The sequence below is a fragment of the Mycolicibacterium sp. 624 genome, from assembly GCF_040548615.1.
GTDB lineage: Bacteria > Actinomycetota > Actinomycetes > Mycobacteriales > Mycobacteriaceae > Mycobacterium.
The window spans coordinates 1-13,688 of record NZ_JBEPRZ010000012.1 but is presented as its reverse complement, the minus strand read 5'-3'; the positions used below and the strand labels follow the sequence as shown (position 1 = coordinate 13,688).

General features: G+C 66.4%; 15 protein-coding genes. 12 read left to right on the top strand and 3 right to left on the bottom strand.

The features are described from left to right. Window positions 1-97 precede the first annotated feature (97 nt). Complete coding sequence (locus ABIA65_RS32170; RefSeq protein ID WP_354526164.1) at window positions 98-751, top strand: L,D-transpeptidase family protein; 654 nt, start codon at window positions 98-100, stop codon at window positions 749-751. On the opposite strand, the gene ABIA65_RS32165 is transcribed toward ABIA65_RS32170, so the two are convergent. Then, entirely contained in the window at window positions 752-1,210 is a 459-nt protein-coding gene (locus ABIA65_RS32165) for a nuclear transport factor 2 family protein (RefSeq protein ID WP_241401412.1), read from the bottom strand. A gap of 45 nt (window positions 1,211-1,255) precedes the next feature. On the opposite strand from ABIA65_RS32165, the gene ABIA65_RS32160 reads away from it, so the two are divergent. Beyond that, window positions 1,256-2,032 (top strand): DUF3159 domain-containing protein, encoded by a 777-nt coding sequence (locus tag ABIA65_RS32160; protein ID WP_241401411.1) that lies wholly within the window; start codon window positions 1,256-1,258, stop codon window positions 2,030-2,032. Window positions 2,033-2,113: 81 nt separating this feature from the next. After that, window positions 2,114-3,916: an Hsp70 family protein gene (locus tag ABIA65_RS32155; protein ID WP_354526110.1), complete on the top strand. Its 1,803-nt coding sequence runs from the start codon at window positions 2,114-2,116 to the stop codon at window positions 3,914-3,916. Between the two features lie 203 nt (window positions 3,917-4,119). Here ABIA65_RS32155 and ABIA65_RS32150 read toward each other — a convergent pair whose 3' ends face one another. Together ABIA65_RS32150 and ABIA65_RS32145 are read right to left on the bottom strand one after the other, a co-directional pair. Further along, window positions 4,120-5,187 carry a DNA cytosine methyltransferase gene (locus tag ABIA65_RS32150; RefSeq protein ID WP_241401408.1) on the bottom strand — a complete coding sequence of 356 codons (1,068 nt, stop codon included), beginning with the start codon at window positions 5,185-5,187 and terminating at the stop codon, window positions 4,120-4,122. Window positions 5,188-5,248: 61 nt separating this feature from the next. Then, window positions 5,249-6,007 (bottom strand): type II restriction endonuclease, encoded by a 759-nt coding sequence (locus ABIA65_RS32145; RefSeq protein WP_241401407.1) that lies wholly within the window; start codon window positions 6,005-6,007, stop codon window positions 5,249-5,251. 318 nt (window positions 6,008-6,325) lie between these two features. Between ABIA65_RS32145 and ABIA65_RS32140 the strand changes: the two genes are divergently transcribed. From ABIA65_RS32140 to ABIA65_RS32100, 9 genes are all read left to right on the top strand, one after another. Then, a complete protein-coding gene (locus tag ABIA65_RS32140; protein WP_354526109.1) occupies window positions 6,326-7,093 on the top strand; it encodes a hypothetical protein in 768 nt (255 codons plus the stop codon). A 330-nt stretch (window positions 7,094-7,423) separates the two neighbouring features. Further along, window positions 7,424-8,089, top strand: coding sequence for a VldE C-terminal domain-containing protein (locus ABIA65_RS32135; RefSeq protein ID WP_241401405.1), 666 nt, complete (start codon window positions 7,424-7,426; stop codon window positions 8,087-8,089). A gap of 39 nt (window positions 8,090-8,128) precedes the next feature. Continuing rightward, window positions 8,129-8,698, top strand: coding sequence for a TetR/AcrR family transcriptional regulator (locus ABIA65_RS32130; RefSeq protein ID WP_354526108.1), 570 nt, complete (start codon window positions 8,129-8,131; stop codon window positions 8,696-8,698). Window positions 8,699-8,795: 97 nt separating this feature from the next. Beyond that, window positions 8,796-9,455, top strand: a complete 660-nt coding sequence (locus ABIA65_RS32125; protein ID WP_241401403.1) for a biliverdin-producing heme oxygenase — start codon at window positions 8,796-8,798, stop codon at window positions 9,453-9,455. Window positions 9,456-9,567: 112 nt separating this feature from the next. Beyond that, window positions 9,568-10,074, top strand: coding sequence for a protein disulfide oxidoreductase (locus ABIA65_RS32120; RefSeq protein WP_354526107.1), 507 nt, complete (start codon window positions 9,568-9,570; stop codon window positions 10,072-10,074). Window positions 10,075-10,125: 51 nt separating this feature from the next. Next, window positions 10,126-10,965 (top strand): cytochrome c biogenesis CcdA family protein, encoded by an 840-nt coding sequence (locus ABIA65_RS32115; protein ID WP_502919647.1) that lies wholly within the window; start codon window positions 10,126-10,128, stop codon window positions 10,963-10,965. Between the two features lie 45 nt (window positions 10,966-11,010). Further along, window positions 11,011-11,790 carry a FadR/GntR family transcriptional regulator gene (locus ABIA65_RS32110; protein WP_354526105.1) on the top strand — a complete coding sequence of 260 codons (780 nt, stop codon included), beginning with the start codon at window positions 11,011-11,013 and terminating at the stop codon, window positions 11,788-11,790. 30 nt (window positions 11,791-11,820) lie between these two features. Beyond that, window positions 11,821-13,461 carry a class I adenylate-forming enzyme family protein gene (locus ABIA65_RS32105; protein ID WP_354526104.1) on the top strand — a complete coding sequence of 547 codons (1,641 nt, stop codon included), beginning with the start codon at window positions 11,821-11,823 and terminating at the stop codon, window positions 13,459-13,461. After that, a partial coding sequence (locus ABIA65_RS32100) for a class II aldolase/adducin family protein (RefSeq protein WP_354526103.1) occupies window positions 13,458-13,688 on the top strand: 231 nt, incomplete at its 3' end. The genes ABIA65_RS32105 and ABIA65_RS32100, both read left to right, overlap by 4 nt.

The window sequence follows — 13,688 nt, the reverse complement described above, 5'->3', positions numbered from 1 at the left end:
CCCAACGTAGCCCGGCGCGCCACGGGCTAAACCGGCACCGGATCGTGTCCAATCCTTGTCTTGACCTGACGTCGGTCGTCTGCGAACGATGGAGGACGTGCGCCGACTGCTGACCGTCTTATGCGTGGCGGTGGTGTCTCTGGCGGCCGCGCCCGTGGCCCGTGCTGAACTCATCCCGTGGTTCGCCAGCCAGGTGGGGGGCGCCACCCAGGTGATTTCGGTTGTGGGCGTGGGTGGCTCGGACGCCAAGCTCGACGTGTACGAACGCACCGCGGCCGGCTGGCAAGCGATCGCCGCCGGCGTGCCTGCCAAGATCGGCTCCAAGGGCATGTCGCCCGACCACTACGACGGCTCGCTGTTGACGCCGATGGGTATCTACACCCTCGACTTCGCCTTTGGCACACAACCGAATCCAGGCGGGGGACTGCAGTACGTGCAGGTCGGACCCAACCACTGGTGGGACGGCGATATGAAGAGCCCGACCTACAACCTGATGCAGGTGTGCGAGAAGAGCAAGTGCCCGTTCAGCACATCGCTGAGCGATGGCACCGAGAACCTCGACATCCCCCAGTACGCGCACGCGGTCGTGATGGGCGTCAACAAGGAGCGCGTCCCCGGCAAGGGCGGCGCGTTCTTCCTACACACCACCGATGGCGGGGCGACGGCAGGCTGCGTGGCGATCGATGACGCGATGATGGTCAAGCTCATCAAGTGGCTGCGCCCCGGTGCGCTCATCGCCGTGTCCAAGTGATCAAGTCCGGACGGCGCGACCGGCTTTCACCTTGAAGTTCAAGGACTCCGTTGACAACGACGCGTCGTAGGTGCGGTCGTAGCCCGTTGCGCTGATCTTCCAGCCATCGGCGGTGCGCCGATAACGATCGTGGTAGAAACCCGCACCCATCAACATGAAGTTGAACTTCGGCACGATGACCTTGTCCTGCAGGTACCAGATGCCGGTGGCCTCATCGCCGTCGACGGTGATCTCCGGGTGTGTCACGCGGTGCTCGGTGATGACGTCGGCCGGCATGGAGGTCGTCATGAACTCGAGCAGTGAAGTCCGATCGGTGAAGTGGTGCTCCTCGCCAAGAGACTCGCCGTAGTCGCCGATGACGTCCTCGGTGAGTGTCTCCGCGAAATCGTCCCAGTGCTTGGTGTCGAGCGCACGTAGGTAGCGGTACTTCACTTGCTGGATCTCGTCGATGTCACCCATCTCGACATTTCAACACACGTCCACGTGCTCGCATACGATTCCGGCGTGGGTTTTATTGACGGATACGTGAAATCGCCTCTCGCCGGCATCGCGCCGTGGGTGCTGCTGTCGATTCTGTCCGGACCCGGCAGGTTCGAGGAGGCCGCGTCCGCAGCCCTTGGCCTAACCCTGTTCACCCTGTGGGTGGGGTGGCGTCGCGGCGTGCCGATACACCTGCTCGAGGTGTTCGGCGCGGCGTTCTTCGTTGTGATGGCAATCCTTGGACTTGTCGCCTCCGACGGCGTCATCACGTGGCTCGAGCAGTGGGCGGGTGAGGTCAGCAACATCGCCCTCGCGAGTTTCGCGATCGTGACACTTCTGATCCGGCGGCCGTTCACGATGTCCTACGCCAAGGACACCACGCCCGAGGAGTACTGGGAATCACCGCTGTTCATGCGGATCAACTGCGCCATCTCGGCGGTGTGGGCCGGTGCCTTCACGTTCTCGGCCATCATCGGGGCGCTTGGCGGCACTGTGCTGCGCACCGACAACGACTTCTGGATGGGCTGGATCCTGCCGCTCGCGGCGATTCTGTTCGCCGTGGAGTTCACCGAGTTCTATCCCGACTACGCTGGCGCCAAGTTCTCGCAGTCCATCGGTGAAGCCGCCGACCCGCCCGAGTCATTGGCCCGACTGCTGGACTGGTTACCGCCGTTCATCCTGGTGACAGGCATCGTGGGATGGGTCTCGGATGCGACCCCAGCCGCGCTGGGCATCGCGATGATCTTGGTCGGCATTGCCGGTTCAGCCCTGCTTCGTAAGACCCAGAAGGTCAAAACCTAGCTGCCAGAACGCTGTTCGAATAGTTTGCCACCGGAGTGTCTGAGCCACCGGCGGTGGTGTTGCGGTTATGGTGGGTCCGTTATGAGCGACCCGTTGGGGTTGTCGATCGGGACCACCAACATGGTTGCGGCTCGAGTCGGCAACCCACCCGTCACGCGGCGATCCGTGCTGACCGTTTCCGGCCAGGTACTCAGCGGTTTCGTCGAACGAGTCGGCGATCCGGTGCCCCTGGTCTCCGCGGACAGCACGAGACATCTGGCCGACAACCTCGTCGTCGAGGCACTCGACGCGATGATCGGCGACGGGGATGCATCGCAGGTCGCTGTCGCGGTGCCGGCGCACTGGAACGGTGCGACGCTGCGGGCGTTACGCGCCGCCATGCGGGCCAAACCAGCCCTCTCACCCAACGGCGTTCCCGCGCGACTGGTGTCCGACGCCGTCGCGGCACTGACGGCGCTGCACGCCAATCCCGGACTGCCCAGCAGTGGCGTCGTTGCGCTCATGGACTTCGGTGGCGGTGGCACCAGCATCACCCTGGCTGACGCCGCGTCGTCGTTCGAGCCCATCGAGACGCTGCGGGTCCCCGACTTCTCGGGTGAGCAGATCGACCAGGCTCTGCTGGCGCACGTGCTCGACGCGGTGGCCGACAGCGACGGCATCGACCCGGCGGGGACCGCATCCGTCGGATCGTTGACGGTATTGCGAGAGGAGTCCCGCCGGGCCAAGGAGTCGCTGTCCGACCTGGACGCGACCGAGGTGACGGTCGAACTGCCGGGCCATCGATCCGCCGTTCAGGTCACCCGGGAAGATCTCGAGACGCTGATGGCGGCGCCGTTGGACAAGGTCTTCTCCGAACTCGATGAATTATTGCTGCGCAACAGGATTGCGTGGGCTGACGTCTCGTCCGTGATCGCCGTCGGTGGGGGAGCGCGCATCCCGCTGGTGACTCGGCGGCTGGCCGAACACAGTCAGGCACCCGTGGTGACCACGCCGCAGCCGGCGCTCGACGCCGCGGTGGGGGCCGCCGTGTTCGCCGCATTCGCCGCCGACTCCGATGCTCAGACCGGGGTGGCGTCGGCAGCACTGGCCACGGGCACCATCGACCTGGGCGCCGTCGATGCCAGTGCCCCGGGATCGGCGACCTTCCGCGCACTGGCCTGGTCGCAGGACGATGACCTCGTCGCCGATCCGCTGCCGTACACCGGCAATCCCTACGAGAGCCCCTACACCGGACAGAGCCCGTACGTCGCCGCTGACACCGGCACGACACGTGCGGTGTCGCAATACGTTCCGGCCGCCGCCACCTATGACGATGAACCCCGAGCCTGGCAACGGTTGCCGCAGTTGGTCTTCGGGCTGGCCGCGGTCGTGGCTCTGGTCGCCGTCGGCGGTGTGGCGATCGTCTTGACGAGCGCGACCGACGACTCGACGCCCAAGCCGAGCACGGCCCCGGTCACCGCGACCTCCGCGCCTGAACTTCTGCCGCCGCCCCCATCGGAGCTGCCGCCTCCGCCTCCCGTTGAGCCACCGCCCCCTGTTGAGCCGCCGCCGAGCGTGGTGACCGTGACCAACGAGGCGCCACCTCCGCCGCCCCCGGAGACCGTCACGGTGGAGCGCCCCGCACCGACCACCACTACGACCACGACGTCGCCGACGACCACAACGACGACGACCACCACAACAACGACCACGACGACGCCGCCGACCACAACAACGACGACCACGACGGCGCCGGCGATGACGACCAGCTACCTCACGGTGCCGTTCCTGCCGGTGCCCATCCCGATCCAGGTGCCGTCGAACCCGAATCCGCCGCCCTACCAGCAGCCTCCGCAGTACCAGCAGCCCCCGTACTACCCGCAACAGCCGCAGTTCGGCTACTAGCAACGTCACAGCGGGGATTCAGCTGTAGGGCCAGTGCACCCGGCAGGCTCCTGAGATGGACGTCAAACAGCAGCGGTTCGATCGCTCCACCGCGCGACTGCTCGCCGCCCTCGGCGCGTGCGCCATGGTTGCGCTGGGACTTCTCGGAATCCACTCGGCCGAAACCCACTCCGGCGCGGCCACAACGACCGCGAGACACAGTGTCAGCCGGGCAGTGACGCCTTGACCGACTCGAAAACCTGCCGGGCGAGTAACGGGGGAACCGAGTTGCCCAACTGGGCCTGCACGCTGGATCGGCTGCCGACGAGTTCGAAGTGATCGGGAAAGGTGAAGAGCCGCTTGATCTCTGCGGCGCGCAATCGCCGATTGTTCCAGTGGAAGGGCCCGACATTCGGCCCCGGTTGGGCCTGGATGGTCGGCGAGGGCTTACCGGGGTCCAGCTTCAACAGGAACGACCAGTACCGACTGCGCCACTCGAACTTCGGCCGCGGATGGCCGCGCTCGGTGGTGTAGTGCAGGTAGTTGCTGCCGGGCGGGATCTCGGCGAGCAGGGGGGCGTACTGACCGCGGAGCACCTCCTCGGGCTCGGGGTCGCAGACCAACCCCTCGAGTGCCTCACCCGAGGTGACGAAGGGGCGCTCGCCATTGCCGGTGGTGCGGCGCTCCCAACTTCCACCGTGTGTCGGTGTGGGGAGCACGGGAGTCGGCTTTCCCTTCGGCGCGCCGACGATGAAAAGTCGTGGGCGTGCTTGCGGCACACCAAAATTCGCCGCATGGAGGACTTCCATGTGGTAGGCGTAACCCGCCTCGTCGATCTCACGTAGCAGCCGTTGCAGTGCGGGACGGCTGGCGCGGTTGTCATAGGTCAGGGCGTAGACGTTCTCCAGGACGAACGCGCGGGGTCTGGCCTCGCGGAGCACCCGGGTGTACTCCTGCAGCAGCGACGCGTCCGGATCAAGCCCGGAGCGCTTCCACTCGAGCCAGAAGCCGCTCTTGCTGAATGGGGTGCACGGCGGCCCACCGAGGAGAAGGTCGGGGCGTTGCCCCTTGCGCAGCCCGGCGGCGCGCAGAATCTCGTCGGTGCTGGTCTCGAGGATGTCCTGCTGGATGACGGGTGAGGCGAGCGCAGGGAAGTTCTTCTCCATGGTGAGCGCGGCATCGCGGTTGCGCTCGACGGCTGCTCGGACGTCGAATCCGGCCGCCTCCGCGCCCAGATCCAGACCGCCTGCGCCAGAGAACAACGAGATCGCCACTCCCTTTGTGCTCGCCATGGCAAGAGCATCCCATGACCCACCCACAAAACGCCGACAGGCAACCGGCGTCGGAGGGGGCCTATTTGTCGAGTTGCTTGGCGAGCAGCAGTTCGACGGCCCTTGCCGTCTTGAACGGGAACTTGCGCCAGTACGCGTAGAACTCGGCCTCGGTGTCGAATTCGCCCTCACCGGCGCGCAGCTGATCGATCTTGTCGACAGCTCCGATGTACTCACGCGTCGTCGACGATCGATGCCTGCTCGCGATCTGCCATGGGTGCGCCACGATCAGCTCGAGGTCGGCCACCCGGCCCGGTGTGTTCTCGTCGAGCGTGTAGATCCCGAGCACGTCGAGGTGGGAGGCGTATTCGGCGAACGGCCGCATGACTCCGGGAAACAGGATCTTCGGGTGCCTGAAATAGGTGTTGCCGGTGTAGAGGGTGATTCGGCTCTGTGTTCGGCCCAAAGCGTTGCCGCGGGCACCGACTGCGCGCCGGGCCACTTTGATGTCGATGGCGTGAAATCCGCCACCGAACGCCTCACCGCCGAGTTCGACATCGGGGTAGCCACGCTCGGTGCCCCGTGCGGCTATTGATCCGGAGAGGTCGGCGGCACGGTCGATCAGGAAGCTGACGATGCCGACCTCGAGGACGTTTGCCAGCGCCGCGGGCTCCTTGGGCAGCGGCAGGATGTGTCCGCCAGCCAGGAGTTGTGCCTCGAGGTCCTCGGGACCCGTCGCGACCAGCGGCCAGGCGTGATCGCCCCGGCTGCGGAACACACCGCCCAGACCCCACCCGTACTCCGCGCATTGCTCCCGCAGCCACTGCTCCACCGCCACCACGGTTGGCAGCTTGCCAGAGACGGGCGTGCGATTCGGACGGGCTGGGCTCTCGGGGCGCGTGTGTTGAGCGACGCGCCGAGGGGTCCACGTGACGTCTGTAACTATTTGCCCGCTTGTCAACGATGTGAAGGCGGATGGGTCGGTGCCGACGGGACCGGGGCTGCGGCAACGCAATTCATTGCTGTAATCATCGACGTAAGCGGAAGCACGAGGTTGTGACGTTTTGTAGCGTTACAATCCCATTGCCATTTGCGTCCCTATCCGCTGTCGGCGGACCGTCGGCAGCTATCTCTCGAGCACGATGGAGCACCGCCAAACATGACCGCGCCCTCCCTTGCCCCCACCCATGACGGACTGGCCACCTTCGGTGGCTTCAGGCGCACCGCCTGCTGGGATCCGGTGGCCGAATGCACCATGACCATGGCGAGGCCGAGTGCCGAGCCCGACCTCTTCGCCCGGTATCACCGCGGCGCTGTCGCGAGTTACGCGCGATTCGGAGTCTCAGACGCGCTGGACCCCGACGTGGACCGCTGCGCCGAGGACACCGCGCTGTTCTGGGTGCTGACTGACATCAGCGGCCAGGTGGTCGGTGGTGTGCGAGCAAAGGGTCCGCTGCGTGGGCCGGAGGACTCACATGCGGTCGTGGAGTGGGCTGGGCATCCCGGTGAGGACCAGGTGCATGCCGCGATCTCGGAGCGCGTCCCGCTGGGCATCCTCGAGATGAAGGCGGCGTGGCTGGACAAGGAGCCCGGCGGCGGTCGCCGTCGGGCCAAGATGATCGCTCGAAGCGGCTTCCACGCGATGGGGCTCTTCGACATCACCTACTGCATGGCCACCTCGGCGGCGCACATCCTGGATCAGTGGCGTTCGTCGGGCGGTGTCGTGGCCGACATCCCCGCCGCGCCGTACCCCAACGAGCACTACCAGACTCAGATGATGTGGTGGGACCGGCGCACGTTCGCCGCTCACGGGGACCCCGTCCAGGTCTCCGCCATCATCGGAGAGATCGCCCAAACCCGGCGCGGGGTCGTCACCGACCGCACCGCGGCGGCGCCGGTGTGGCGCGGCGCGCTCTCGCACGCCTAGCGCGAATACCGCCTGAAACCGGTCCAGAACGTTGCCCTTGCAACAAATTTATTTTTGGCCCGTCGGCGATTGCGCCGGTTTGGTCAGTTCCTTGCTGGGTAACGTTTTGGTCTCGGGCGGATATCGGATACGTCTCCGTGCTGAGTCGGCATGTCTGACCTGCGGAAATGCCCTAGACGTCGAGGTGGATCGGCCACGGATCGCACGCGTTCGGCCCGCGCGGCGGTGGTCGCTGCACCGTCCGCCCAATTTCTTAGACGGATGCTCTCTCGCCCTTCGGTTCCTCGGGAGTTGCTGGACAACCTGCGTTTTGCTCGTATGGTGCTTCCCGTGGGTAGACATGCGTTGGCCCGCCCCCGTCGCAAACGATCGGTGGGCCTGGCCGCTCTGATCGCGCCGGCCGCCGTCTTCCTCGCCGCTGGCGGGAGTGCATACCCCACCGTGGTGACCGAGGAACCCACTCCTGTGGCCGCCGATGTTCCGGTGTGTTGCCTCGAGGTCGTGGCGTTGGCACCGGCCGTAGGGTCGGGGCCGTCCATCGGGCAGGTGAGCATGGCGGCGGCGCCGGACCGCACGGTCGCGGCGTCGAGGTGGCGGGTCGATGATCGGCCGCGTCTGCTGCCCGTCGGTGTCGCGCCGGAGCGCGGCCTTCAGGTCAAGACCATCCTGGCCGCACGCGCGGTCAGCGCGGCGTTCCCCGAGATCCACTCGATCGGCGGTGTGCGGGCGGATGCGCTGAGATGGCATCCCAACGGCCTGGCACTCGACGTGATGATCCCCAACCCCAGCTCCGCCGCGGGCATCGCGCTCGGCAACCAGATCGTCGCGTTCGCGTTCAAGAACGCAGAGCGGTTCGGGTTGCAGGATGCGATCTGGCGTGGCGTGTACTACACCCCCAAGGGCCCGCAGAGCGGTGGTTACGGGCATTACGACCACGTCCACCTCACCACCACAGGCGGCGGGTACCCCACCGGCGACGAGGCATACCTGCGCTGACGGAGCCGCGGTTCGGCCGGGGACTAGGCTTGATTGACTATGCCCCGGATCGATGCCGACACCGTCGAAGAGCACCGCGAGGCACTGCGCCGCAGGGTGTTCGCGGCGTTCGCCGACTTGATGGCAGAGCACAGTTTCGACGCGATCTCGATGGCGCAGATCGCGGCGCGGGCCGAGGTTGGCCGAACGGCGATCTACCATCACTTCCCCGACAAGGAAGCGGTGCTGGTGGCTTTCGCCACCCATGAGACCGGTCGCTACCTCGTCGCACTGCAGGAACAGCTGGTGGGCGCCGACAGTCCGGCAGACGCACTGCGCCTCTACATCCGCCACCACCTGGCCTCCGGCGAGCAATTCCACATGGGGCTGGGGCGTCAGATGTCCGGCGTTGTGTCCCCGGCGTCGCGTACCGCCATCAGAGAGCACGTGCTGGCGGTGGAGGCGGTGTTGCGCCAGATCATCGCGGATGGGGTGGCGCAGGGCGCATTTGTCGTCGATGACGTCGACACCACGCTGTTGCTCATTCACTCCTGCCTGAGTCCGCGGGATCTCGACCAGGCCACGGTGGAGAGGTTCCTGCTCCGGGCTGTGTCGCGCAAGGCGCCCTGAAAGGGAGGCCACACTTTCTGACTAGTTGTCAGTACGATGCTGACAATGTGTCATAAAGTTGGCACAGCCCCGCGTGCGTAACCCTTCAGGAGCCCCGATGACCCTTGTGTCCACCGCCGTTGAGCAGCCGTTATCGATCGCTATGCGGGAGGGCTCGCAGTCCGAGCACGACGCCGCCGAGAACGCGAACTTCATCGGTGAACTCCTCGCGGGACGGATCGCGCCTGCGGGCTATGTCGCCTATCTGCGGCAGTTGCACACTGTCTACGCCGCACTCGAGGCGGCCGTCCGCCGCCACCGCAACGACCCGATCGTGGCGGCGGTCTACGACCCGGCCCTCGAGCGTCTGGCGGCACTCGAAGCCGACCTCGATCACTGGGCGCCCGGGGCCACCTCGTATGCCACCGACAGCCCCGCCGCGGCGCGGTACGCCGAGCGTCTGACCAGCGCCGATTGGGGCGGCCTGCTTCTCGCGCACCACTACACCCGCTACCTCGGGGACCTGTCGGGTGGCCAGGCCATCGGCCGCATCCTCGACCGGACATTCGAACTCGACGGCGCGGGCCTGGCGTTCTACGACTTTCCCCAGATCAGCAAGCCGAAGATCTACAAGGACGCCTATCGCGATCGCCTCGACGCGCTCGCCCTCGACCACGACGATCAGCGGCGCGTGGTCGCCGAGGTCAAGGCGACATTCGGCCTGAACCACGGACTCTTCGATGAACTCGGACAGCGCCTCGGCGAGTTCGCTCGCTGATCCGCTCCGCCGGCTGCGTTCGGTGACGGTGAACCACTAGGCGATTGGACCCGTGTCAAAAGGGCACCCCTCAGACACGCCGCACGTGGGTCCGGCGCAGACAGGAGCCGTCATGATCCGTCACTTCCTCCGTCGCTGCAGGTCACTCACCATCGGTGCGGTGGCCGCCGTGCTCATGTTGGCGCTGACGAGCCCCCCGGCGGCGCTCGCCGACGATCGCCTTGATTTCACCGGAACGACGCTGTCCGGCGCACCCTTCAACGGCGCCTCGCTGCAGGGCAAGCCCGCCGTGCTGTGGTTCTGGACACCGTGGTGCCCGTTCTGCAATGCCGAGGCGCCGTCGGTGAGCAGTGTCGCGGCCGCCAACCCCAAGGTGACGTTTGTGGGCGTTGCGGCTCGCTCCGACGTCGGGGCCATGCAGAACTTCGTATCGAAGTACAACCTGAACTTCACGAACCTCGATGACGCCGACGGTTCCATCTGGGCGCGGTACAACGTGCCGTGGCAGCCCGCGTACGTGTTCTATCGGCCTGATGGCTCATCGACATTCGTGAACAACCCGACTGCGGCGATGCCGCAACAGGAACTGCAGGAGCGGGTTTCCGCGCTGAGCACGTAGTCGTCGCGCCGCGTGCAGCAAGATCTGGTCGGGCTGGCCTTCGCAGCAGGAATGGTCGCCGCACTCAATCCGTGTGGCTTCGCGATGCTGCCCGCCTACCTCGCGTTGGTGGTGCGGGGCAACGGAAACGGTGCTCCCACCGCGGTCGGACGCGCCGTGGCGGCGACCGCGGCGATGACGCTCGGATTCCTTGTGGTGTTCGCTGTCTTCGGGTTGCTGACGGTCTCGCTGGCGTCCACGGTGCAGCAGTACGTCCCGTATGTCACCGTGGTCATCGGCATTGTGCTTGTGGCGCTTGGTATCTGGTTGGTCAGTGGACGTGAGCTAGCCCTGCTGACGCCGGACCGGATGGCCCACGGCGTATCGGGGGCGCCGACATCGAGGCTCGGTTCGATGTTCGGCTACGGCGTGGCTTATGCGCTTGCCTCACTGTCCTGCACCGTGGGCCCGTTCCTGGCGGTGACCGGCGCCGGTCTCGGCGGTACGTCCGTCGCCAGCCGAGCGTGGATCTACCTGGCATACGCGGGCGGCTTCGCGTTGGTGGTCGGTGTGCTGGCGGTCGTCGTCGCACTCGCCGGTTCGGCGCTGACCGACCGAATCCGACGAATCCTGCCGTATGTCAACCGCATTGGCGGAGCAGTTTTGATTCTGGTCGGGCTCTATGTCGCCTACTACGGCTACTACGAGGTCCAGTTGTTCTCTGCGGGAGGCAATCCCGCGGATCCGGTGATCGCGGGAGCGGGGCGGGTGCAGGGCGCCATCGCCGGCTGGGTCCATCGGCATGGGGTCTGGCCGTGGATGATCGTGCTCGCCGCCACGATCGTGGGGGCGTCGGCCTGGGCCTGGCGCGTCAGACGGCCGCGCGCAGACCGGACCGGAGCGGAGCGCTGATGAGTACGATGCAAATCATTTGGAAGCGCGATAGAGACCTGGACCATGGCAGAGCCGACAATTCAATTCCGCCGTCTCGCCGAGCAGGTCGCCGACCAGCTACGGCGGCGGATCCTGCGCGGCGAACTGGCCGACGGCAGCATCCTGCCCAAGGAGGATGAGCTTCTCCTCGAGTTCCCGGTTAGCAAGCCATCCCTGCGCGAGGCGATGCGGATTCTCGAGGCCGAGGGGTTGCTGCGGGTGCGTCGCGGCAAGCTCGGGGGCGCGGTGGTGATTCGGCCCACCGCGGCGAACGTGGCCTACACGATCGGTCTGGTGCTCGGATCGCACGAGGTCGGCCTCTCGGATGTGGGTAGCGCGCTGCGTCAGGTCGAGCCGGCGTGCGCGGCGCTGTGCGCTGAGCGGGCTGACCGCAAGACCGCCGTCGTGCCTGCGCTGCGTCAACTGCACGCCGAGGCGCTGGACTCGGTCGACGACCTTCTGCGCGCGACGTCGGCGAGCCGGCGCTACCACGAGGCGCTTGTCTCGCTGTGTGGGAACCAGACCATGATCATCCTGGCGGGAGCGCTGGAAACGCTCTGGTCGGCGCACGAACAGGGTTGGTCGACGCAGGTGACCGATCACAGTGTCGTCCCGGTCAACGAGCGCCTTGCGGTCCTCGAGGATCATCTGCAGGTGATCGATGCCATCGATGACGGCGATGCGCGGCGCGCACACGACCTTGCCGCGGCGCACCTCGTCAATGCCCAGCACTACCCGGGTTCATCGGGCGTCGTCGATCCCTCGATGGTGCGTAATCGCGGGCAATCCGCCACAGACCATTGACGGGGATCCTTATTTTCATATGATTTGGTGATGGCCGTCGACACCGCAGCCGTGACCAGTACCGAGGCTGCCGAGTACCGCGCCGCCGGCTGGTGGTCGGACACGACGCTGTCGGACTGCGTTCGGCACAACGCGGCGTCGGCGCCGGACAAAACGGCCTACGTCGACTTCTCGCTCGACTCCTCCGATCGTGTGCTGACCTGGTCGGAGTTCGACAGCGCCGCCACCACCCTGGCGGCGAGACTGCAGGCATTGGGTGTCGGGCCCGGCGATGGTGTGGCGGTGTGGCACCACGACGGCTCGGCGATTCACGTGCTTTTGGTTGCCATCGAACGCTGTGGCGCCGTGGCCGTGGGCCTGGGAGCCCGCGCGGGGGTCCGTGAGGTGGCCGCGATCCTGCGGACCGCGCAACCGTCGTTGCTCGTCAGCGATGTCGAGCGCCGTGGGCAGGCGGCTCAGGCGGCTGCCGATGCCATGGGGTCGTCCCTTCGTGCGGTGGTGCTCGGAGATGAGGCCGACGAGCTGTTCATCGACATCACCTCTCGGCCGGGCGCTGCCGAGGGGCTGAGCCCCCTCGCGGCCGACGACGTCTTTCTGATCAACTCCACCTCGGGCACCACCGGTCTGCCCAAATGCGTTGTCCACACCGAGAATCGCTGGTACTACTTCCACCAGAAGGCGGTCGCCAACGGCGAACTCACGGCGGGCGACGTCTTCCTTCCCGTCATCCCCACGCCTTTCGGGTTCGGAATCTGGACCTCGCACACCACGCCAATCCACCTGGGCGCGACGGCGGTACGAATCGAGCGTTTCGATCCCGTCGCCACCTGCGCCGCGATCGAGCGGTACCGCGTGACGGTGCTCTGTTGTGTCAGCACGCAATTGGCGATGCTGCTGGCGAGCCCGGCGTCCCGCGAGTATGACCTCACCAGCCTGCGCGTCGTGTTCACCGGCGGTGAACCGCTCCCGTACACGCAGGCGGCGCAGTTCGAAGAGCTCACCGGGGTCACGATCCTGCAGTTCTACGGCTCCAACGAGACCGGCATGTTGAGCGCGACCACCACCGCGGACACACTGCACCGCCGCCTCCGCACCGCGGGGAGGATCGTGCCGGAGATGCAGGTGCGACTGTTCGACGGTGATCGCGACGTCACGGAATCCGGTCGCGGGCAACCGGCTTGCCGCGGCCCGGCGACCAGCCTGGGCTACCTGGGTGGCAGCGACCACGACAAGTTGTTCACCACGGACGGCTGGATGCGCATGGGTGATATCTGCGAGGTGGATGCCGAGGGCTATCTCAGCCTGACCGGCCGCACCTCCGACTTCATCCTGCGGGGTGGGAAGAACATCAGCGCCGTCGCCGTGGAGGAGGTCGTGGCGACACACCCCGCCGTGGCCGTTGCGGCCGCCGTGGCGATGCCTGACCCCATGTTCGGCGAGCGGGTGTGTGCGTATGTCGAGCTCAAGGACGGCGGTGTGCTCGATCTGCCCGCACTCGTCGAACACCTGCTGCAGCAGGGTGTTTCCAAGGAACTGTTGCCCGAGAGACTCGAAGTGCTCGACGAGCTGCCGCGTTCCTCCGGCGGCAAGGTCGCGAAGGGCCAACTTCGCGAGGACATCCGATCGACGCTCGAGGCGGGCCTCGAAATTCGGCAGGAGCAGCGGTCATGACCACAGACGAAGTGCGGCGGGGCGGTCTTGGAGTCTGGGCACCGTCGAAGGTGCCGCCCATCGGCGTCGACCTCACCAACGAACAGCAGTTGGCGGTGGCATTCCGCCACCTCGCCGATATCGGCATCGCCGAGAACATGGCCGGGCACATCACCTGGCAGCTCGACGGGCAGACCGACATGCTGGTCAATCCGTGGGGACTGTGGTGGCAGGAGTTGACCGCGTCA